Below are 20,019 nucleotides of genomic sequence, written 5' to 3' on the forward strand. Positions count from 1 at the left end.
CTCAGCCCGCCTCGGTCGATGGCGCGGGGGCGCAGGTCCGCACACCGAGCCGCCGCAGCACCGCGGGGTCGATGTCGCTCAGGGCGCTCCGGGGGTAGCAGGTCATCAGATGTGCGCGCAGCGCGCCGAGCAGTCCGCTGTCCGTGTCGCACCCCTCGCACGACTCGGGGTGCCACCAGATCCCGTCGGCCGTCCGAATCATCAGGTGGCCCGTCCCGGACCAGCCCACCCGCTCGACGGCCGCGCCGCTGGGCGCCGTCCATCGCCGCAATGCCGTCAGGTTGTCGTCCGCGGTGGTGCTCGTGAGGCTCACCTGGGTGACTTCGCCGCCGGCCGACCCGACCAGCAGCTCCCGGCCGTCGGCGCTGACCGCGGACGCGGTCACGGTGCCCCGGACCGTTTGGAGCCCGTGGGCGCCGCCGGAGGGATCCTCGAGCGACAGCGAGCCGTCCGCGCGCAACGTACCGCCCGGGACGGCCGCGAGCGCCGGACCGGCCGAGGCGGAGCCGGAGTCGTCGCCCGCCACCGAACCGAGCCCCGCGGTGGACCACGTCGTCACCCCGGTGGCCTCCACGGCGGCGACCGCCGTGCCGTCGTCGTCGGTCCGTAGCCGGACCGCGGCCCCGGCGGTCGGGCCGAGCCGGTCGGTCACGATCCCGCTGCGCACGTCGAACACCGCAGGCGCCGCGCCGAGGCCTGCCACGACGATCCGATCGCCGGGCAGGACGGCGATCTCGGCGGCCCCGTCCGGTATCACCTGCCCGGTCGGGCGGAGGTCCGTGGCGCTGCCGTAGAACAGCCGCCGGTCGTTCTGGACGACCGCGATGTGGGTGCCACCGGGGTCGAGCGCGCCGATCACGGTCGTCGCCGGCGCCGCGACGGCCACCGCGCCGCCGGCGCCGAGCGGGTCGATCTCCTTGACTGCGCCGGCCGTCGTGACCAGTGCGCGCAGTCCGCCCGAGCCGGCGAGGTGACGAAGGGTCAGTACCCGGTCGAAGGTTCCCGCCGGCCGCACGGCGTAGGGCGGGTCCAGCCCGATCGTGACGAGCCGGTTGCCGCCGACCACGGCGGCCGCCTGCCGGGACGCCGGGTCGACGGCGACGGCGGCCACGGGCCCGTCCACCGCCACGGCCTGGCGCTGCCATGGCGCGGTGCGGATCAGCTGAACGGTGTGGTCGCCACCGACGACGACCGCGCTGGCGTCCGGGGCGGCGTCGAGTGCGGTACCGCCGGGTGCGATGGAACGGATCCACTCGGCCGAGCCGGTGCCGGCGCCGGCGAAGGCGAGCGTGTCCGGGGCCACGAGGAGCAGGGTGCCGTCGTGGACCATGGCGACGTCGCGGGCCGGGTTGTCCGCGGACGCGGTGAGGACGCCACTCGGCCACGGCTGCCGGTCCAGCAGCCGCAACAGGGCCAGCCGGGCCGCGCCCTTCTCGATCGCGTTGCCCCGCAGCACTCCGGTCCCGGCCTTCACGCCGGCGAGCGCCGGGTTGAGGTGCGTGTCGGCCGGCACCGCCGCGACGACCGTGGCCACCTGGTTCTGGTCGCGATCGTCGAGCAGGCCGGCGACCGTGTAGATACCCGCGCCGGCCAGCAGCGCGACGGCGGCCACGACGACCGCCCCCAGCGCCCGCGACCGGCGCTGCCGGCGGCGACCGAGGGCCAGCGACGCCTGGACGAACTCGTTCAGCAGCGGTCCGGGCCGCGACAGCGGATCGTCGGCGGTCTGCATGAGATGGTCCGCCGCCCGCCGGGCCTCGCGACGATCGCCGATCAGCAGCGCGGGGTCTCGCCGGGCCGCGACCCACCCGCGCGCCTGGTACACGAGGTCGCGGTGCACGACGTACTCCTGCGGATCCGAGGTGATGGCCACGAACAGATCCGCCCTGGACCGGACGCCGTCCTCCGCGGACCACCGCACCCAGTTGAGCCCCGCCAGCTCCTCGGGCAGCGCCGAGTTGGCGGTGGTACCGATGCGGATGCCGACGATGCGCAGACCCTTCGCCCGCTCGAACTCGGCGCGCCATCGCGGGTCCGCCGCGGCGGCGGCGGAGAGGACGACCGCCACGGCCCGCACCGGTATCCGGCCGATCTCGGCCGTACCGCAGACGGGCAGGCCCATCCCCACCAGGCTCGCCGCGATCTGGTCGGCCGTGGCCCGGTCGGCGTCGCCGGCCAGCACCGCGATGGCGGGCTGCCCGGTCAGGTCCGCATCGTCCGGGAGACGGGGTACCACGACGTGGTCACCCGGCCGGACTTCGCGATCCGCATTGAGAAACACGTGGGCCAGCGCGTCGTTGACCGCTCTGGCGTAGGTCCATTCGTCCCGGCGCCCTGCGCCCCAACCGGTCCACCGGGTGCCGGGCAGGTGGACCAGCACGTGCGTGCCGCTCGGTACGACGGGCAGCTGGGAGAACGGCGCGATGTCACGCACCGCGGCCCGCCACTGCGCATACCGGCGGCCGACGTCGTGGGTCGTGCCCGGGCCGAGCACGACCATGATCGGTTTGCTCGTCGACTCCGCTCCCACCACCGCCAGCTCGCGCAGCGGGCTGCCGGCACGGTCGAGCCCGGCACAGATCACGACCACGCGGCTGTCGCGGATCAGCGCCCGCAGCCGCGGCTCCCAGTCGGCGAGCCCGAGCGCCGCCGTGGCCGCCGGGCCCTTGACGGGCCGGCCGGGCGCACCGGCCGTCAGCACCGGGCCGTGGCCGGCGAGCAGCGTCAGCAGCAGTTTGCGGAACGACTGCGGTTTCGCGCGGACGGCGAGTTGCGTGATCCGGTTCGAGGGGCCTCCTGACCGAGGCCGGCGGGCCCAGAGCCAGCCCGCCGACTCCCCGAAGCCACCGAGCAGCAGCGCGGGCCGGCCGGTCCGGGCGTTGCGGCGCCGCCACGCGTCGGACTCGCCCAGCCACGCGAGCCACCAGCTCAGCGGCCACAGCGGCAGGGCGAGCAGGAATGACAGGGCCAGCAGCGTGGTTCCCACCTGGTCACCGATGAACAGATCGCCGAAGTCCAGCACCAGCACCAGGGCCAGCAGCGCGCCGGTCACGATGGTCAACGCGAGCCACAGGACGACCCGGCCGGCGGGCCGGCGGACCCCGCCCCGCGGGGGCGCGTCGGACGGGGAGGCGTCGTGGCCGGACATGAGCAGCACAACGCCCACCAACCCGACGAACAGCGGCAGGACCAGCTCCGCGACGTCGTCCGTGCTGACCGTGCTGACCAGGTACTCCGTGCCGAGCACCAGGCCGTAGAGGACCGCCGGCAGGATGAGCAGCCAGCCGTGACGGCGTAGCCGCGCCCGGCGGCGAAGGTCCCGCGCGTCGCGGTCCACGGCGAACCATTCGGGCGCTTGCGGATCGGTGCGGGGGAATGCGAAGCGGGACCAGGCGAGCCCCACCAGGAGCCGCCCGAGCGCGACCGCGCCGAGCGCCCCTTCGAGGATGAGGACCCAGCTGAGGATCGAGGTGAAGTAGCCGCGTCCGCGGTTGCCCGCGAGCTTTGTCGGCGCGATGCCGATCCGGTCGGCGAGATCGCTGGCCGCCGCGCGGGACACCTCGGCGCAGTCGAACCTCGTCATCGACGGGCAGGCGGTGTTGAGGATCAGCACATAGGCGCCCTGGATCCAGTACCGCTGGTTGCCGGCGACGAGACCGCCGACGACCTCGCTGCCGGTCGCGAAGGCCGTCGGCATCGCCCGCCAGCCGGCCGGTTCGCTCCGGCGTTGCCGCTCGAAGTACGCCGCCCAGGCCCGGGCACCGGCCGAGGCGCAGCGGATCCAGGTCAGCCTCATGTCGAGCCGCCGGGACGCGTCGCTCCCGTCCCGTTGCCGGCCGGAGCAGGTGTGCAGGTCCCGGGTCACCGTGACCGGCGTGTCGGGGGCGCTGGTCGTCCAGCCGCCCGACACGTTCCGCGGCGACCAGGTGTCGAGCACGGCGACCGGATCTTCGGCATAGGCGGCGCCGGCGCCCGGCAGGCACACGACCACCGCGGCCGCGACGACGGCCAGCCGGACCCACCAGCGTAAGCCCGTAGACATGAGAAGTGAGTACCTGACGACCGTCGATTGTCACAGTGCTGCGCGCCGACTCACGCCTAACGGCCGGTGAGCGTGGCCCGTTCGTGCCAAGGCTTCCGGCTGATCGTGTCACCGGCGCGGTCAGGCATCAAGCCGCGCATGGCGCCTCCCGCACTCGCGCTACGACCGGTGGGCGCCGGGGTGGGCGACCAGCTTCAGGGCGAGGTCGGCGTAGAACTCGCCGACCTGCTCGGGGGAGTCCGAGCCTTCGAGCCGGTACCAGCGGACGAGGTCGATGCTGAGCGACAGCATCGCGCGGGTGACCCGCTTGACGTCGACCTGCGCGAACGACCCGTCGGCGACGCCGCGGGCGACGGTGTCGCGGAAGAACTCGTTGGTCCGGTGGCGCAGCTCGAGCACCGCGCCGTAGTGCTCGGCGGTGAGGCCGGCCAGCTCGTACTGGCTGACCCGGGCGGCCACGTGGTGCCGGGCGTGCCACGCCGTGTACCGGCAGATGACCTGCCGCAGCCGGTCGGCGGAGCCCTCGACGGCGAGCACGGACGGCTCCTGCACGTAGGCCAGCGCCCGCTCGTGACCGGCCCGGATGATCTCGAACAGGACCAGCTCCTTGGACGGGAAGTGCACGTACATCGCCGCCGGGCTGAGCCCGACGCCCTCGCTGATGTCGCGCGTGGTCGTCGCATGGAACCCGTTCGCGGCGAAGCAGCGGACCGCGGACGTCAACAGCCCGCGGGGCACCTCGCCGAGGTCCGCGCGCCACAGGCCGGGGGAGTCGTCCTTCAGCCGAGGATCGTCCGCCAGGTCCTGCGCGGTCCACCGGGCCTGCCGTTTGGGCATGCGCGACCATCGCCTCCTTTGTCCCGTGAACAGTACCGATGGGCCGGCGGGGCCGGTCCGCCGCGCCTCTGGATCACGATCCGGTCGCACTGGTTGTGACCCTTGACACACACCGGCCCACGCGGTGACTATGCGCTTAGTCAGTGCGCCGACGCAAGCCCGAACACGTCAGAAACACCCGAGAAAACAATCGGTCCGCTCAAAGGAGAGCGCATGTTACGCACCGGATCGCTTCGCGTCGGCGTCCTCGCCGGCGCGCTCGGCCTGACCCTGCTGACCACGGCCTGCGGCGGCGCCGCGGGCGACGCGCCGTCCTCGGGCGGCGCGTCCACGACGTCGCTCAAGGGCAAGACGATCGCCCTGGTCGGCTACGGGAGCGCGAACCCCTGGGGCGCCTACTTCAACAAGGTCTTCACGGACCAGCTCGCGGGGACCGGCGTCAAGATCAACGACCTGACGACGATGGACCCGGGCACCCAGGTGCAGAAGTTCAACCAGGCCGTCGCGCAGAAGCCCGACCTGATCGTGCTGGCCGTCCTGGACACGCAGGCGATGGTCGTACCGATCAAGAAGGCGAAGGCGGCCGGTGTGCCCGTGCTCGCCTTCGACGGCCCGACGGACCCGTCGGTCGCCGGTGAGGTCATGTCGGTGCTGTCCGACAACGAGAAGCTCGGCGAGTTCGCCGCGCAGAACCTCATCGAGGGGCTCAAGGCGCAGGGCCGTGACTCGGCCAAGATCTTCGTCCTGACCGGTACCAAGTCGATGCTCGTCACCCAGGACCGGATGAAGGGCTTCAACAAGGTGATGGCCACCGCGCCGCAGTACACGGTCGTCGACGAGCAGGACGCCAACTGGGACCCGCAGCTGTCCGGCACCATCGCCCAGCAGTTGCTGGCCAAGCACGGCCGCGACGGCGTGCAGGCCGCCTACGGCATGGCCGACTACATGGCCCTGCCCATCATCCAGGCGGCCAAGCAGGCCGGCTTCCCGATCGGCCGCAAGGACGGCCTGATCGTCACCAGCAGCAACTGCTTCAAGGCGGGCATCGACTCCATCAAGGCGGGCGAGCTCTACGGCACCGCCACGGAGGACCCCGGCACGATCGCCAAGCAGACCGCCGACTACGCCGTGCGGTTCCTGACCGGGCAGAAACCGCCGCAGAGCGAGCTGGTCAACGAGGAGCGCGTCACGGCCGCCAACGTGGACCAGTTCGCCGAGCAGTGCAGCCACGCATGAACGACCCGATCACCGGCCCGGTCCTCGACGCCTTCCAGGTGCGCGCCGAGGGCCTGGCCCGCTCCTTCGACGGCGTCCCCGCGGTCCGCGACGCGTCCTTCACCGTGGCGGCCGGCGAGATCCACGGCCTGTGCGGGCACAACGGGGCCGGCAAGAGCACGGTGGTGAAGATGCTCTCCGGGCAGCTCCCGCCGGACGGCGGCCGCATCCTCATCGGCGGCGAGGCGGTCCAGCTCGGCAGCCGGCAGGTCGCCCAGCGCATGGGCGTCGCGCTGGTCGACCAGGAGCTGAGCACGGTGCCGGCGCTGACCGTCGTGGAGAACATGCTCCTCGGCGACATCGAGGTGCCGTTCGTCAACCGCCGTCGCCGGGCCGCCGCCCGGGCCCGCCAGATCCTCGACGGCATGGGGCTGGAGCGGATCGACCCGGACCAGCCGCTGTCCGCGCTCAGCATCGGCGAGCGGCAGCTGGTCGAGATCGCCAAGGCGCTGAGCCAGAACGCCCGGCTGGTGATCCTCGACGAGCCCACCGCCACCCTCGGCGACGTGGAGAGCGCGCGCGTCTTCACGGCCATCCGGCGGGTCGCGGCCGCCGGCTGCGCGGTCATCTTCGTCTCGCACCGGCTGTCCGAGGTGCTCGACCTCTGCGACCGCGTGACCGTCCTGCGGGACGGCCGCACCGTCGCCACCACGCCGGCCAAGGACCTCACCGTCGACGAGCTGATCGTGCGGATGCTCGGCGAGACGCCGCACCGCCTCGCCGAGGCCGCGCGGCCGGACCGCGACCGCCCGCCCGCGCTGCGCATCGAGCACCTGCGCGTGCCCGGCCGGCTGGGGGACTTCTCCCTAGCCGCGCGGGCGGGCCGGATCCACGCCCTGGCCGGGCAGCTCGGCAGCGGGGCGTCCGACGTGCTGCGCGCCCTGGCCGGGCTGCACCCGAAGGCGACCGGGAGGGTCGTGCTGAACGACCGGAGGGTCACCTTCGGCGACCCGGTGCGCGCCGCGCGGAGCGGGATCGCGTTCGTCTCCAACGACCGCAAGTCCGAGGGACTGTTCCTCGGCCGGTCGGTCGCCTGGAACCTCGTCGCGACCCGGCTGCCCGGCCTCGCCCGGGCCGGCGTCCTGCGGCCGCGCCGGGAGCGGGTCGCCGCCCGGTCCCTCGCGCAGTGGTCGGGCCTGCCGGAGCGGCGGCTCGGCGAGCCGGCGGCGGCGCTGAGCGGCGGCAACCAGCAGAAGGTATTCGTGGGCCGGTGCCTCGAGCGGCCGGACGTCTTCGCCCTCCTGCTGGACGAGCCCACCCGCGGTGTCGACGTCGGCGGTCGCGTGGCGATCCACCGGCTGCTGCGCCGGGCCGCCGACGCCGGGCTCGTCGTCATCATCGCGTCCACTGAGCTGGAGGAGGTGCTCGAGCTGGGCGACGTGATCGTCACGATGCGGGACGGCCACGCCGTCGGGGTGTACGAGGGCGGCGCCGACGGCTCGCGGCTGATGCGCGACATGACCCACGGGGCGGCGGCATGACGACCGCCGACCGCACCCGCGACGCGCGGGCCACCGCGTCGGACCCGCCGCGGCCCGGCTCGTCCGGCCGGCGCCGGCCGGGCGCGTCCGCCGTCGTGCTGGCCGTGCTGTTGCTGCTGTTCGCCGCGCTGGCCGTCACCACCAACCGGTTCCTCAGCCTCGACAACGCGCGGGCCATCCTCGCCTCGGCCGCGTTCGTGGGCATCACCGCGGTCGGCGCGACGCTGGTGATGGTCTCCGGGTCGGCGGTGTCGCTGGCCACCTCCCAGACCGCGACCGTCGTCGCGATGGCCTTCCTGGCCTCGTCCCGGCTCGGGCTGGCGGCCGCCGTGCTGATCGCGCTCGCCTGCGGTGCCGCGCTCACCGCAATGCAGGGCGCGATCATCGGCTTCTGGGGCGCCAACCCGATCGTGCTGACCATCGCGGCCGGGTTCGCGACCGGCGGTGCCGCGACCTGGTTCAGCGGCGGTACCCCGGTCTACCCCGCCGCGCGCGCGTACGAGGCGCTCAACGCGACCTGGCTGGGCCTGCCCGTGGCCGTGTACGTCCTGCTCGCGGTCACGGTGATCGCGCAGTGGACGCTGCGGCGCACCACCGCCGGCCGGCAGATGTACCTGGTGGGCGAGAACCGCGCCGCAGCCCGCGCGGCCGGCCTGCCCGTCGGCCGGGTGACCGTCCTGGCCTGGGCGTTCTTCGGCGCGTGCACCGCGCTGACCGGCGTGTTCCTCGCGTCGTTCAACACGTCCGCCACGGTGACGCTCGGCGGCACCCTCACCCTCGACGCCATCGCCGCGGTCCTGGTGGGCGGCACCGCGATCGCCGGCGGCCACGGCTCCGCGCTGCAGACCCTCGGCGGCGCGGTGCTCATCTCCGTGCTCTCCGACGTGCTCCTGCTGCGCGGGTTCGCCACCGGAACGCAGATCCTCGTGAAAGGGGTCCTCGTGCTCGCCGTCGTCATCGCGGTGCACCTGCGCACGCACAGGAGCCGGCGGTGACCCGCCGGCTGTTGCGGCCGGACCGGCTGATGCCGCTGGTCTCCCTGCTCGTCGCGGTGCTCGCCTTCGCGGCCTCGCCCCTGGTCAGCGGCCGGCCCCTGCAGCTGTTCGACGCCTACAACGCGCTGCAGGGCTTCGCCCAGCTGGGCCTCCTGGCGCTGGCGATCGGCATCACGATGATCGCGGGCGAGTTCGACCTGTCGGTCGCCGGCACCTACGCGCTGGGCGGGATGGTGGCGGTGAGCGCCGGCGCGGCGCACCCCGTCCTGGGCGTCCTGGCCGCCGTCGGGGCGGGCGCCGCGATCGGGGCGGTGCAGGGCGGGCTCATCGCGCGTCTGCGCATCCCGTCGATGCCGGTCACCCTGGCGACCTACATCGCGCTGCTGGGGCTGACGTACGCGATGTCGGGCGGCCTGAGCAAGACGTTCCCCAACAGCGACGCGACCCTGTGGGTCGACCAGACCATCGCCGGCGTCCTCTCGCCGCGCAGCCTGCTGACGCTCGCCGCGTTCCTCGCCGCCGCGGTCGTGCTGGGCTTCACCAAGCTGGGGCGCGAACTGCGCGCCATCGGCGGCGACCGGCGGGCCAGCCGGGTCGCCGGCGTCCGGGTGGACCGCCTGCTCGTCGCGGTGTTCACCACGTCCGGCACGCTGGCCGCGCTGGGCGGCGCCCTGCTCAGCTACAGCTACGCGTCGGCCAACCCCGATCCCGGCCTGCAGCCGCTGATCCTCGCCGCGGTGGCCGCGCTGCTCGGCGGGGTGTCACTGGCCGGCGGCCGCGGAACCGCCCTGGGCCTGCTGGCCGGGGGCCTGTCGGTGGCGCTGCTCGCGCAGGTCGTGGCGACCACCGCCCTGCCCGACTTCTCCACCCAGCTGCTCTACGCGGCGCTGCTCGCGGTGATCGTCGCGATCGAGAGCCCGGGCCTGCACCAGATGGTCGACCGGCTCCGCGCCCGCCGGGCGGATCCGGACGGCGCGGCGACCGGCGGAGCGACCACGGAGGGGCTGTCCTGATGGGAAACCTCAGCTTCGACTTCACCGGGCGGACGGTGGTCGTCACCGGCGCGGCCCGCGGCGTGGGGCGCGCCGTCGGCGAGCACTTCCGGGCCGCGGGTGCGGCCGTCTACCTCGTCGACCTCGAGGCGGGACCGGTCCGGGCGGCGGCCGGCGAGATCGGCGCGGTCGGCCTCGTCGCCGACGTGTCCGACACGGGCCAGGTCGCCGAGGCGGTGGAGCGGGTGGTCGCGGAGACCGGCCGGATCGACGTCCTGGTCAACAACGCCGGGATCCTGCGCGACGGCGTAGTGTGGAAGCTCAGCGACGACGACTACGAGTCGGTGATGGCCGTGCACGCCGGCGGCACGTTCCGCTGCACCCGTGCGGTGGTGCCCCACCTCCGGCGCCAGGGCGGCGGGCGCATCATCAACGTCACCTCCTACACCGGCCTGCGGGGCAACCCCGGCCAGTCCAACTACGCGATGGCCAAGGCCGGGATCATCGGCTTCACCAAGACGGCCGCCAAGGAACTCGCCCGGTTCGGCATCACGGTCAACGCCATCTCGCCCAACGCGCACACCCGGATGATCTCCTCCGTCCCGGAGGAGAAGCTCGCCCAGCTGACCGCCGGCATCCCCATGGGCCGCTTCGCCGACGCGTCGGAGATGGCGGCGGCCGTCGCGTTCCTCGCCTCCGACGAGGCCGCCTACATCACCGGCGTGGTGCTGCCCGTGGACGGCGGCCTGTCGCTGTGAACACACCCCTCACCCCACGATCCCTCACCAGATGCGGAGGACGGACATGACCACGGAGATGACCACGGTGGCCGAGGGCTACCACTTCCTGGAGGCACCCCGCTGGCGCGACGGGCGGCTCTGGTTCTCCGACTTCTACGGCTACCGGGTCCGCTCGATGCTGGAGGACGGTGCGGACGTGCGCGAGGAGGCGCACGTCCCCGAGCAGCCCTCCGGCCTGGGCTGGCTCCCCGACGGCCGGCTGCTGATCGTCTCCATGCGTGACCGCAAGATCCTGCGCCGGGAGCCGGACGGCACCCTCGCCGTCCACGCCGACCTCGGCAAGCACGCCACCGGGCACGTCAACGACATGGTCGTGGACGCACAGGGCCGGGCCTACGTGGGCAACTTCGGCTTCGACCTGATGGGCGGCGCGCCGCTGGAGCCGGCCGCGCTGCACCGGGTCGACCCGGACGGCCACGTCACCCTGGTCGCCGACGATCTGTGGTTCCCCAACGGCAGCGCCATCACGCCGGACAACGTGCTGCTGGTCGTGGAGACGTTCGGCAACCGGGTCAGCGCGTTCGACCTCACCGCCGACGGCGAGCTCACCAACCGGCGGGTGTGGGCCGAGTTCGGGCCGCTGCCGACCGAGCGGGACATCGCGGCGGTGCTGGGGCAGATCCGGGTCGCCGGCGACGGTGCCTGCCTGGACGCCGCCGGTGCGCTGTGGATCGCCGACGCCACCGGCGACCGGCTCGTGCGGGTGATCGAGGGCGGCACGATCACCGACGAGATCAAGCCGGGCTCGCCGGTGTACGCCTGCGCCCTCGGCGGCGCCGCCGGCACGACCCTCTACGCGTGCGCCGCCCCCGACTTCTTGGAGGACGCCCGCGCGGCGGCGCACGAGGGTCGCATGCTCGCCGTCCGGGTCGCCGTCCCCGGCGCGGCATGAACGCTCAGGCCGTCAACCGGGCGAGCGCCGCCATCTCGCGTTCGGGATCCACGACGGGCTGGATGACGATCTCGTCGATGCCGGCCTTCTCCAGCGCCGCGATCCGCTCCGACAGTTCGTCGCGGGTACCGATCAACCCCAGCTTGTCCACGAGCGAGGGAACGATCAGGTCCCGGTCCTCGGGATCGATGCGGCCGAGGTAGTTGCGGTACAGGTACCTGTGCCGGTCAGCGGCTGTCGCGGTGGTGCCCCGCCGCCGCAGCAGCCGCTGCACGGCCTCGGCCTCGTCGGGCTCCAGGGACTCGCCGAACGCCGGGTTGTCGGCCGCGAAGGTCAGCAGCGCCATCGCCACGTGCCCCATCGAGTCCCGGGCCAGGTCGCCGTGGCGGTCCTCGCCGTCGCCGAGCACGTGCAGCGACGTCATCACGTAGGAGTCGGCGCTGCCAGTCCGGCCGGCCTCGCGCGCCGCCTCCCGGCGCGTCTGCTGGAACGCCTCCCACACGGCCGGGGCGAGCAGCCCGAACGAGATGAGGCCGGTGCCGCGGCGCCCGGCGATCGCCGCCGCCTTGAGCCCGAAGGCCGCGACGACGAACTCGACCGGATCCTCGGTGTTGACGTACGGTCCGACGTGCAGAAACCTGACGTCGCGGGTGCGGCTGCCCTCCGTGTACTCGGTCTCCCGGCCGGCGGTCAGGTCCTGCAGCGCGCGGGTGAACGCCTCCAGCCGCGCCATCGTCGTCGGCAGCATGCCGAGCGTGCGCCGGGCGGTGTTGCCGGTGCCGACGCCGCAGATCACCCGGCCGGGCGCGATCGCGTTCAGGCTGGACACCGCGGCCGCGGCCGCCGGCGCCGAGCGCAGCGCCGGGGAGGTGACCCCGATCCCCAGCTTGATCGCGCTGGTCGCCTTGGCGCACAGGGCCAGGGCGACGAACGGATCCCCGTTCACCATCGGCGTGTCGTACACCCAGAAGCTCGTGAATCCCAGGTCCTCGGCGCGCGCGGCGAGCTCCTCGATCCCCGGTCGCGCGGTAACCACAATTCCGGTGCGCATGGTGTTCTCCTCGTCGTTGAAGGAGATGACTAAGCGCATAGTCACCCCGTCCCGCGGGTGTGTCAAGGGTCACACCGGGCCGCCGCGCGGCGAGGGCTCAAGGGCAGAGGTGGTTGTGCGCCGCGTCCACGATCAGGGCGGCCTTCGCCCGGTCGGCCGCCCCCGCGCCGAGGCGGAAGCGCCGCGTCACGTTGCCGAGCACGGTCTCGTCCGGCTGGTGCGCCGCGAGGTCCTGACATGCGGCCTGACCGCCGGCCAGCGCCTGGCCCGGGTCGCTCGCCAGGGCCGGGTCGATCGCGCCCAGCTCGGTCAGGAAGGCGGTGGCGGCGCGGCCGGCCGGATCCGTGCCGCCGGTCACGACGGGACGCGCGGACCCGCCGCCGGCCGGTGCCGATCCGGTCGGTGCCGATCCGGTCGGGCCGGTCGGGCCGGTCCCGGACGCGGACGTGGGTGCCGTCGCCGGGGCCGGCGCGCTGGGCACCAGCCCCGTCGGGTACCCGCCGGACCGGCCGGAATCGTCGCGCAGCGACCACCAGAGCACCCCGGCCATCACGAGCGCGACCAGGACGCCGGCGCCGATCGCGGCCCGGCGCCCGCCCGGAACCGAGCGGGCCCGGGCGGCGGGCCGGGCTAGAGGGCCTGGCACTGCCCGGCCTTCGGGCCGGCCGCCGTATTGGGCAGTCCGTCGTTGACCGGTGCCGGGTTGTTGCCGACGCAGCTCAGCGGCCCGCCGACGCGGTTGCCCGCGAGCAGCGCCGGCAGGTCCGGCCCGCCGGCGTTGCCGACCAGGGACACCGGGCCGCCGATCGTCGAGTCCTCCAGGCTCAGCTCGCCGGTCGTGCCGGTGACCGAGACCGGCCCGGCGACCGCGGTGTGCACGAGGACGACCGCGGCGGCGCCGGACGCGGACAGCGGGCCGCCGACGGTCGCGTCGAACGCCAGCAGCTGCGCGCCGGAGCGGACCGTGACCGGGCCGGTGACCGTCGAGCCGGGCGCCAGGCAGGTGATCCCGGAGGAGACGGTCAGCGGTCCGTCGTGCTTGCCGGACACGGTGCTCGTGCACGCCGGGTCCGGCTTGGCCAGCAGCTCCACCTCGGCCAGCGTCGTCGTGGTGTCGCCGGTGTTGCCGGTGACCTGCAGGCGGTACTGGCTGAACCGGCCCGGCTTGCTCACCGCGAACGCGCGCGTCTGCAGCCGCCACGGGAAGGTCTCGCCGGCGCGCTCGTCGACGGTGCTCCAGGTCTTGCCGTCGTACGAACCCTGCAGCTTCCAGCCGGTCGGATCGCCCGACGTGACCCCGTCGGAAAGGCCGAGGTCGGCCAGCTGCAACAGGTTCACCCCGCCCGCGTTGGCGGTGATGCTCAGCTGGAAGTACTGGTACTGCGCCGGGCTGGCCAAGGTGTAGTCCTTGGCCTGGAACCGGTCGCCGAACGCCTGCCCGGTCCGGGTGTCCAGGAGGGTCCAGTGCTGCCCGTCGGCGGAGCCGGACAGCGTCCAGTCCCGCGGATCCCGCTCCGGTGCGTCGTTGGCGGAGGTGAGCGAGTAGCGCACGACGTCGGTGGGCTCGGCGAGCCGGACCGTGATCGTGGCCGTCGGCTGGAACGCCAGCCACTTCGTGCCGGCGTTGCCGTCGGCGAGGTTCGCCGCGACCTCGTTGGGCGGGTTCTGCGCGGTCGCCGTCACCTGCGTGCCGGGGCCGACCACGCTGCGCGGCTCGTGCAGGGTCGGACCGGAGGTCAGCGTGTAGTGGGTGACCCGGTCGCGCGTTGCCCCCGATGGGAACTGGTACTGCACCGACGGCGTGGCCCCGGGGAAGGTGACGCGGGTGGCCGAGGTGTTGTCGAACAAACCGGTGCCGGCGCCGGTCACGTCCCGCAGCGGCCGGGGCACGGCCTGATCCTGGGTGATGGACAGCGGCGCGGCGGCCGCGCCGGTGCCCCAGGTCGACGGCTGGGCGCCCATCGTGAAGTCCAGCGTCGCGCCGGCGGCCAGGATGTCGTGCGGCAGGTAGGTCTTGTCGTACGCCTTGCCGTTGACCTTGAGGCTCTGGACGTACACGTTGCGGCGGCTGTTGTTCGGCGCGTTGATGACGAGCTTCTTGCCGTTCTCCAGGTTCACCGTCGCCTTCGTGAACAGCGGCGAGCCGATCGCGTAGTACGGGCTGCCCATCTGCAGCGGGTAGAAGCCGAGCGAGCTGAACACGCTCCACGCCGACATCTCGCCGTTGTCCTCGTCGCCGGCGTAGCCCTGCCCGATGTCGCTGCCCAGGTAGAGCCGCGACAGCGACTCGCGGACCAGGGCCTGGGCCTTCCACGGCTGCCCGGCGTAGTCGTACATGTAGATGATGTGGTGCGACGGCTGGTTGCTGTGGCCGTACTGGCCCAGCCGCACGTCCCGCGCCTCGAGCATCTCGTGGATGGTGCCGCCGTAGGCGCCGACGTGCGTCGCGTCCTCCGGCGTGGCGAAGAACGTGTCGAGCTTGGCGGCCAGCCGGTCGGTGCCGCCGTAGAGGTTGGCCAGCCCGCGGCCGTCCTGCGGCACGTGGAAGGCCATGTTCCAGGCGTCGGTCTCGGTGTAGTCGCCGCCCCAGTCGCGCGGGTCGAAGGCGCCGGGAGCCTTGCGCCAGTTGCCGGCGCTGTCGCGGCCCTGGAAGAAGCCGACCGACGGATCGAACATGTTCACGTAGTTCTGCGCCCGGTTGAGGAAGTACTGGTAATCCTCGGTGAGCTGGGCGCGCTGCGGGTCGCCGGGCGCGGCGTTGGCCAGCCGGGCCTTGGCCATGTTGGCGATGCCGAAGTCGTTGATGTAGCCGTCCATCGCCCACGACATCGCCTCGTCCGTCGAGTCCAGGGCGGTGTAGCCGAGGAACGGCGAGGATGCGAACCCCTTCCGCCCGACGTTGCTGTTGGGCGGCAGGACCGTGGCGTCCTTGACCGCCGCCTCGTAGGCCGCGTCGACGTCGAAGCCGCGCACGCCCTTGACGTAGGCGTCGGCGAACGCGACGTCGGAGCTGGTGCCCACCATCAGGTCGGCGTAGCCGGGGGAGGACCAGCGGGCGCTCCAGCCGCCGTCCTTGTACTGCTGCAGGAAGCCGTCGATGAACTCGCCGGCCTGGGACGGCACGAGCAGCGAGTACGCCGGCCACGCGGTGCGATACGTGTCCCAGAACCCGTTGTTGACGTAGACCTTCCCGTCGACCACGGGCGCGCCGGTGTGGGTCGGCGAGCTGGCCGGGGTGCTCGTCGCGGACTGCACGGCGTGCTGGTACTTCGGCCGGTCAGCGGTGCCGGTGTTCTCGAAGGCGGAGTTCGGGTACAGGAACAGCCGGTAGAGGTTGGAGTACAGCGTGACGAGCTGGTCGTCGGCGGCCCCCTCGACGTCGATCACGTGCAACTGCTTGTCCCACAGCGCCTTCGCCCGGTCGCGCACCGACTCCAGCGACTCGTCCGGCCCGATCTCCAGCTCCAGGTTGTGCCGCGCCTGGTCGAGGCTGATCAGCGAGGTCGCGATGCGCATCGTGACGACCTTCTCGGTCGACGTGTCGAACCGCGCGTAGCCGGTGGAGACCCGGTTGCCGTTCGGCAGCATGCCGCCGGCCACGACCGGCCGGTCCAGCTTGGCGTAGACGTACATGCGGGTGGCGCCGGTGGACAGGCCGCTGCGGTTGTCGGAGTACCCGGTGATGACCCCGTTGGCCTGGTCGATCGCGAGCGCGGAGGAGTTGTTGACGTTGTCGAAGACCAGGCTCGACGCGTTTCCGGTGAAGGTGAAGCGGAACACCGCCGCGTGGTCCGTCGGCGCGATCTCGGTCCGCATGCCGTTCTCGAACGTGACGCCGTAGTAGTGCGGGTACGCCACCTCGTTCTCGTGCTGGAACTCCAGCGCCCGGTTCTCCCGCACGCCGTCGGGCGTCGCGGACGGCGACGGCATCACCTGGAACGTCTGCCGGTCGCCCATCCACGGGCTCGGCTCGTGGCTGAGCGTGAACGCCTGGAGCATCGGCAGGTTGTGCGCGTCGCTGTTCAGCCGGTGGTACTCGTACAGCCAGCTCGAGGACCCGGCGCTGGTCATCGGCGTCCAGAAGTTGAACCCGTGCGGCACGGCCGTGGCCGGGAAGTTGTTGCCGCGCGAGAAGCCGCCGGTGGACTGCGAGCCGCGCCGCGTGTCGACGTACTCGGACGGGCCGGAGCGGGCTACGGTCACCGGGTCACCGATGCGGATGTCGTCGACCCAGGTCTTGAACGTGGTGGGCGGCCCGGTCGGGTCGTCGTAGCCGATGAGGATCCGCCGGACGGTCTTGCCCGCCGCGACCGCGCCGATCGCGGCGCGCTTGGCGTTCCACTGCATCGTGTACAGCGTCTTGGACGCGCCCTGGCCCTGCGGCGTGAGCAGCGCCCCCTGCGCGTCGAGCGCACCCAGGTCGGACAGGTAGGTGCCGTCGGAGAAGGCGAGGTCGACGGCGACGTACGTCGCGGGGTTGCGCAGGTCGCCGTCGGTGATCTCCGGGAAGATCAGGTACGACAGCTCGGTCGTCGGGGTCAGCGTCAGGTCGACGTCGAAGACCTTGTTGTACGAGTACGCGCGGCCGTCGCTCAGGTGCCGCCCGGAGACCTGGAACGCCCGCATCCCGTGGTAGCCGACCGCCGACTTGGCCGTGGGGGAGGACACCGGGCCCTTGCCGGCGAGGCTCTTCATGTCGCTCGGCGGCGGTGGCGTGGTGTCGCCGTCGGACAGTTGCCATTCGGCGAGCTGGATCAGCCCCGCGCCGCCGGCGGTGGCGCTGATGTCGAGCCGGTAGTACTGGTAGGCCGTCGTGTTGGCGATGTGGTACTGCTTGGTCGCGTGCCGGCCGGCGAACGTCTCGCCGCCGCGGCTGTCCAGCGCGATCCACCGCTGCCCGTCCACCGACCCGGACAGCGTCCAGTCCCGCGGGTCGCGCTCCGCGGCGTCGTTGGCGGAGGTCAGCGCGTAGTCCACGACCGCGACCGGCTCCGACAGCTGATACTGCACCCAGCCGGCCGCCGTGAACGTCAGCCACTTGGAGTTGACGTCGCCGTCGTTGAGGTTGCGGCTGACCTCGCCGGCGGCCGTGTTCTCGCCGCTGGCCCGCACGTCGATCACCTTGTCGGCGAGGTTGCCGGGAATGCCGGTGACCGAGGTGCCGTCGACCCCGGCCGCCTTGCGGGCGCCGGTGGCGTCGGTCTCCACGGTGCTGGTCCAGTCCGGCTGCGGGTCCGCGTCCTCGAACGAGGACGCGAACAGCGGCACCGGATCGGCCGCCGCCGGCGTGCGCCGCGACCCCGGCAGCGCCGCTACCGGGGCGGCGAGCAGCACCGCCACCACGGACCCGAACGTCAGCCAGAACCTGCCCGGCCGGAGCCGATGTCCGGTCATGGTCGCCTCCCTGCGCCCGTCCGACGCGGATGGCGGCCCGACGTCGGTCTGCCGGTCAGCCAAATACATAGATCCAAGCTTGTCAACGCCGCCCGGCGACCTTCACGGCGCCGGGCGGGTCGGGTCCCTCACACCGCGCGGGCCACCGCGATCGTGGCGGACAGGCGCGGGCCGGCCTCGTAGAACATGTACTGCACGCCGCCGTCGGTGCCGAAGGACGGGGCGGCGCTGCGGCCGCTGTCGGGGGCGCCGCTCAGCGGGGTGTGGAAGACGCCGAGGTGGATCTCGCGGTCGAAGTTGGTGCCGACCTCGGTGAGGAACATGCTGCCGCTGTTGCCGTGGTAGACGACGTAGGCCGTGCCGTTGCGGGTCAGCAGGTGCGGCCCGGAGATGTCCACCTGGTCGTCCGGTCCCGGCGTGACCAGCGGTGTCGGGTCGAACTGCCAGGTCTTGGCGTCGGCCGACCAGCCCCAGAAGATTTTCCGGGTACCGCCGGTGACGCCCATGAACAGCATCACGTATGTGTTGCCCAGGCCGGCGATCGCGTGCTCGAAGACGCGGGCGTAGGACGTCTCCGTCGTCCCGGGCACCATCGCGGTGCTCAGCACGACGCCGAAGTAGGTGAAGTGCACCCCGTCGGTGGACCAGGCCATCCGGGTCGTGCTGTTCTCGCCGTGGAAGTACAGGTAGAACTTGCTGTTCGCGGGGCTCCACAGCACGTGCGGGGAGGAGACGTGGCTGACCGAGTAGTGCGGTGACCAGACGTTGGACACGATCGGGTTGGCCGGGTACTCGGTGAACGGGCCGCCCAGCGAGTTGCCGTAGGCCAGGCAGATGCCGCCCGGCGCGTTGTGCGGGGCGTAGTAGAGGTAGTAGCGGCCGAGGCCGCCGCTGATCTTGTCGTAGACGCCCCGGATGCACGGGAAGATCAGCTCGTTGGTGGGGTTGTAGCGCAGCGCCGACTTGGTGAACGGCGTGCCGATGTACTGGTAGTTGGGGAAGCCGGCCGGCGCGGCGGAGGCCGGCGAGGGGAGCTGGAGCGCGCCGAGCGCGGCCGCGCCCGACGCCAGTGCCGCTCCCCGGAGAACCTGGCGGCGATTCATGGATGGGAGTGTGTCCGCGCCGGGAACCGCCGGTCAAGGTGCTAATACGAATTATCACGGGAACCCGGGGCTTGACGAAACGGCCGCGGCGGGTCCAGGATGGCGAGCCATCGAGTGATAATGCGAATTAGCAAGGATGGTCCGAGGTGACCGCAACACCGCGCCGCCTGACCCAGCGGGACATCGCCCGCATGACCGGGGTCAGCCAGGCGACCGTGTCGCTCGTGCTCAACGGGCGTTCCGACGGCGATGTGCGGATCGCGCCGGAGACCCGCGAGCGGGTGCTGCGGGCGATCCGCGACAGCGGCTACGTCGCCGATCCGATCGCCCGCCGGCTCGCCGCGCGCGACAACCGCATCATCGGCGTGTTCACCTACGAGCCGGTGTTCCCGGCCGGCAACAGCGACTTCTACCACCCGTTCCTGGTCGGCATCGAGGAGCGCGCCGAGGCCCTCGGCAGCGACCTGCTGCTGCTGACCAGCGCCCCGGTCGTCGACGGGCGGCGGCGCATCTTCCACGAGGGCAACCGGCTGCGCCTGGCCGACGGCTGCGTGCTGTTGGGCCGCTCGCTCGACCGGGACGAGCTGGCCCGGCTGGTCGCCGACGGGTTCCCGTTCGTGTCGGTCGGCCGGCGCGACGACGCCGGCGGGCCGGTGCCCTACGTGGGCGCGGACTACGCCGGGGCGACCGAGGCGCTGGTGCGCCGGGCCGCCGCCCTCGGCCACACCCGGATGGCCTACCTGGGCCAGGGGGAGGGGCCGGAGTCGCACGCCGACCGCAAGGCCGGCTTCGACCGGGGCATGGCCGCGACCGGGGCGACCGGGCCGCACCTGCCGGTCGGCGACCCCGCCGCGGTCGCCCGCCGCCTGGCCGGTGAGCGCGTGACCGCCGTGTTCGCCGAGGAGCACAGCGACGGCGTGGCCCTGGCGGCGGTGGCCGGGGAAGACCTGTCGATCGTCACGCTGGGCCAGCCGACCAGGCACGTCACCGACCCCACGGGCACCGAGTTCACCGGGTTTGCCATCCCGCGGCGCGAGATGGGCGCCCAGGCGCTCGAGGTGCTCACCGCCCTCATCGACGGCACCGAGACCGAGCTCCAGCGCCTGCTGCCGTGCGCGCTGGTCGAAGGCACCACCCTAACCGAAAGATCGTAAATG

13 protein-coding genes are annotated in these 20,019 nt (G+C 72.9%); 7 read left to right on the plus strand and 6 right to left on the minus strand.

All coding sequences use genetic code 11. From position 1 onward, the window contains the following. Window position 1 precedes the first annotated feature (1 nt). Window positions 2–4,042 (minus strand): hypothetical protein, encoded by a 4,041-nt coding sequence (locus ACQPXD_RS11735; RefSeq protein ID WP_432837615.1) that lies wholly within the window; start codon window positions 4,040–4,042, stop codon window positions 2–4. A 159-nt stretch (window positions 4,043–4,201) separates the two neighbouring features. Then, on the minus strand, window positions 4,202–4,879 hold the full coding sequence (locus ACQPXD_RS11740) for a TetR/AcrR family transcriptional regulator (RefSeq protein WP_432837617.1): 678 nt from the start codon (window positions 4,877–4,879) through the stop codon (window positions 4,202–4,204). 213 nt (window positions 4,880–5,092) lie between these two features. Between ACQPXD_RS11740 and ACQPXD_RS11745 the strand changes: the two genes are divergently transcribed. From ACQPXD_RS11745 to ACQPXD_RS11770, 6 genes are read left to right on the plus strand one after another with little or no spacing between them, the layout of a single operon-like run. After that, the gene (locus ACQPXD_RS11745) at window positions 5,093–6,115 is read left to right on the plus strand and encodes a sugar ABC transporter substrate-binding protein (RefSeq protein WP_432837619.1); all 1,023 of its coding nucleotides are present in this window, start codon (window positions 5,093–5,095) and stop codon (window positions 6,113–6,115) included. Further along, on the plus strand, window positions 6,112–7,635 hold the full coding sequence (locus tag ACQPXD_RS11750; RefSeq protein WP_432837621.1) for a sugar ABC transporter ATP-binding protein: 1,524 nt from the start codon (window positions 6,112–6,114) through the stop codon (window positions 7,633–7,635). The genes ACQPXD_RS11745 and ACQPXD_RS11750 overlap by 4 nt, the downstream gene beginning before the upstream one ends. Next, window positions 7,632–8,630 (plus strand): ABC transporter permease, encoded by a 999-nt coding sequence (locus ACQPXD_RS11755; protein WP_432837623.1) that lies wholly within the window; start codon window positions 7,632–7,634, stop codon window positions 8,628–8,630. The genes ACQPXD_RS11750 and ACQPXD_RS11755 overlap by 4 nt, the downstream gene beginning before the upstream one ends. Continuing rightward, the gene (locus tag ACQPXD_RS11760) at window positions 8,627–9,643 is read left to right on the plus strand and encodes an ABC transporter permease (RefSeq protein ID WP_432837625.1); all 1,017 of its coding nucleotides are present in this window, start codon (window positions 8,627–8,629) and stop codon (window positions 9,641–9,643) included. The genes ACQPXD_RS11755 and ACQPXD_RS11760 overlap by 4 nt, the downstream gene beginning before the upstream one ends. Beyond that, entirely contained in the window at window positions 9,643–10,380 is a 738-nt protein-coding gene (locus ACQPXD_RS11765; RefSeq protein ID WP_432837627.1) for an SDR family NAD(P)-dependent oxidoreductase, read from the plus strand. The genes ACQPXD_RS11760 and ACQPXD_RS11765 overlap by 1 nt, the downstream gene beginning before the upstream one ends. A 46-nt stretch (window positions 10,381–10,426) precedes the next feature. Continuing rightward, entirely contained in the window at window positions 10,427–11,314 is an 888-nt protein-coding gene (locus ACQPXD_RS11770) for an SMP-30/gluconolactonase/LRE family protein (protein ID WP_432837629.1), read from the plus strand. Between the two features lie 4 nt (window positions 11,315–11,318). On the opposite strand, the gene ACQPXD_RS11775 is transcribed toward ACQPXD_RS11770, so the two are convergent. The 4 genes from ACQPXD_RS11775 to ACQPXD_RS11790 all read right to left on the minus strand — a co-directional run bounded on the left by ACQPXD_RS11775 (window position 11,319) and on the right by ACQPXD_RS11790 (window position 18,862). After that, the gene (locus ACQPXD_RS11775; RefSeq protein ID WP_432837631.1) at window positions 11,319–12,404 is read right to left on the minus strand and encodes an LLM class flavin-dependent oxidoreductase; all 1,086 of its coding nucleotides are present in this window, start codon (window positions 12,402–12,404) and stop codon (window positions 11,319–11,321) included. Window positions 12,405–12,462: 58 nt separating this feature from the next. Continuing rightward, window positions 12,463–13,011, minus strand: a complete 549-nt coding sequence (locus ACQPXD_RS11780; RefSeq protein WP_432837633.1) for a DUF732 domain-containing protein — start codon at window positions 13,009–13,011, stop codon at window positions 12,463–12,465. Next, window positions 12,996–17,759 carry a GH92 family glycosyl hydrolase gene (locus ACQPXD_RS11785; RefSeq protein ID WP_432837635.1) on the minus strand — a complete coding sequence of 1,588 codons (4,764 nt, stop codon included), beginning with the start codon at window positions 17,757–17,759 and terminating at the stop codon, window positions 12,996–12,998. Before ACQPXD_RS11785 ends, ACQPXD_RS11780 begins: the two co-directional genes overlap by 16 nt. 128 nt (window positions 17,760–17,887) lie before the next feature. Beyond that, window positions 17,888–18,862 (minus strand): twin-arginine translocation signal domain-containing protein, encoded by a 975-nt coding sequence (locus tag ACQPXD_RS11790; RefSeq protein ID WP_432837637.1) that lies wholly within the window; start codon window positions 18,860–18,862, stop codon window positions 17,888–17,890. A 146-nt stretch (window positions 18,863–19,008) separates the two neighbouring features. Between ACQPXD_RS11790 and ACQPXD_RS11795 the strand changes: the two genes are divergently transcribed. Next, window positions 19,009–20,016 carry a LacI family DNA-binding transcriptional regulator gene (locus tag ACQPXD_RS11795; RefSeq protein WP_432837639.1) on the plus strand — a complete coding sequence of 336 codons (1,008 nt, stop codon included), beginning with the start codon at window positions 19,009–19,011 and terminating at the stop codon, window positions 20,014–20,016. Window positions 20,017–20,019 lie beyond the last annotated feature (3 nt).

Origin of the sequence: Dactylosporangium sp. CA-092794, assembly GCF_050948465.1 — a bacterium.
GTDB lineage: Bacteria > Actinomycetota > Actinomycetes > Mycobacteriales > Micromonosporaceae > Dactylosporangium.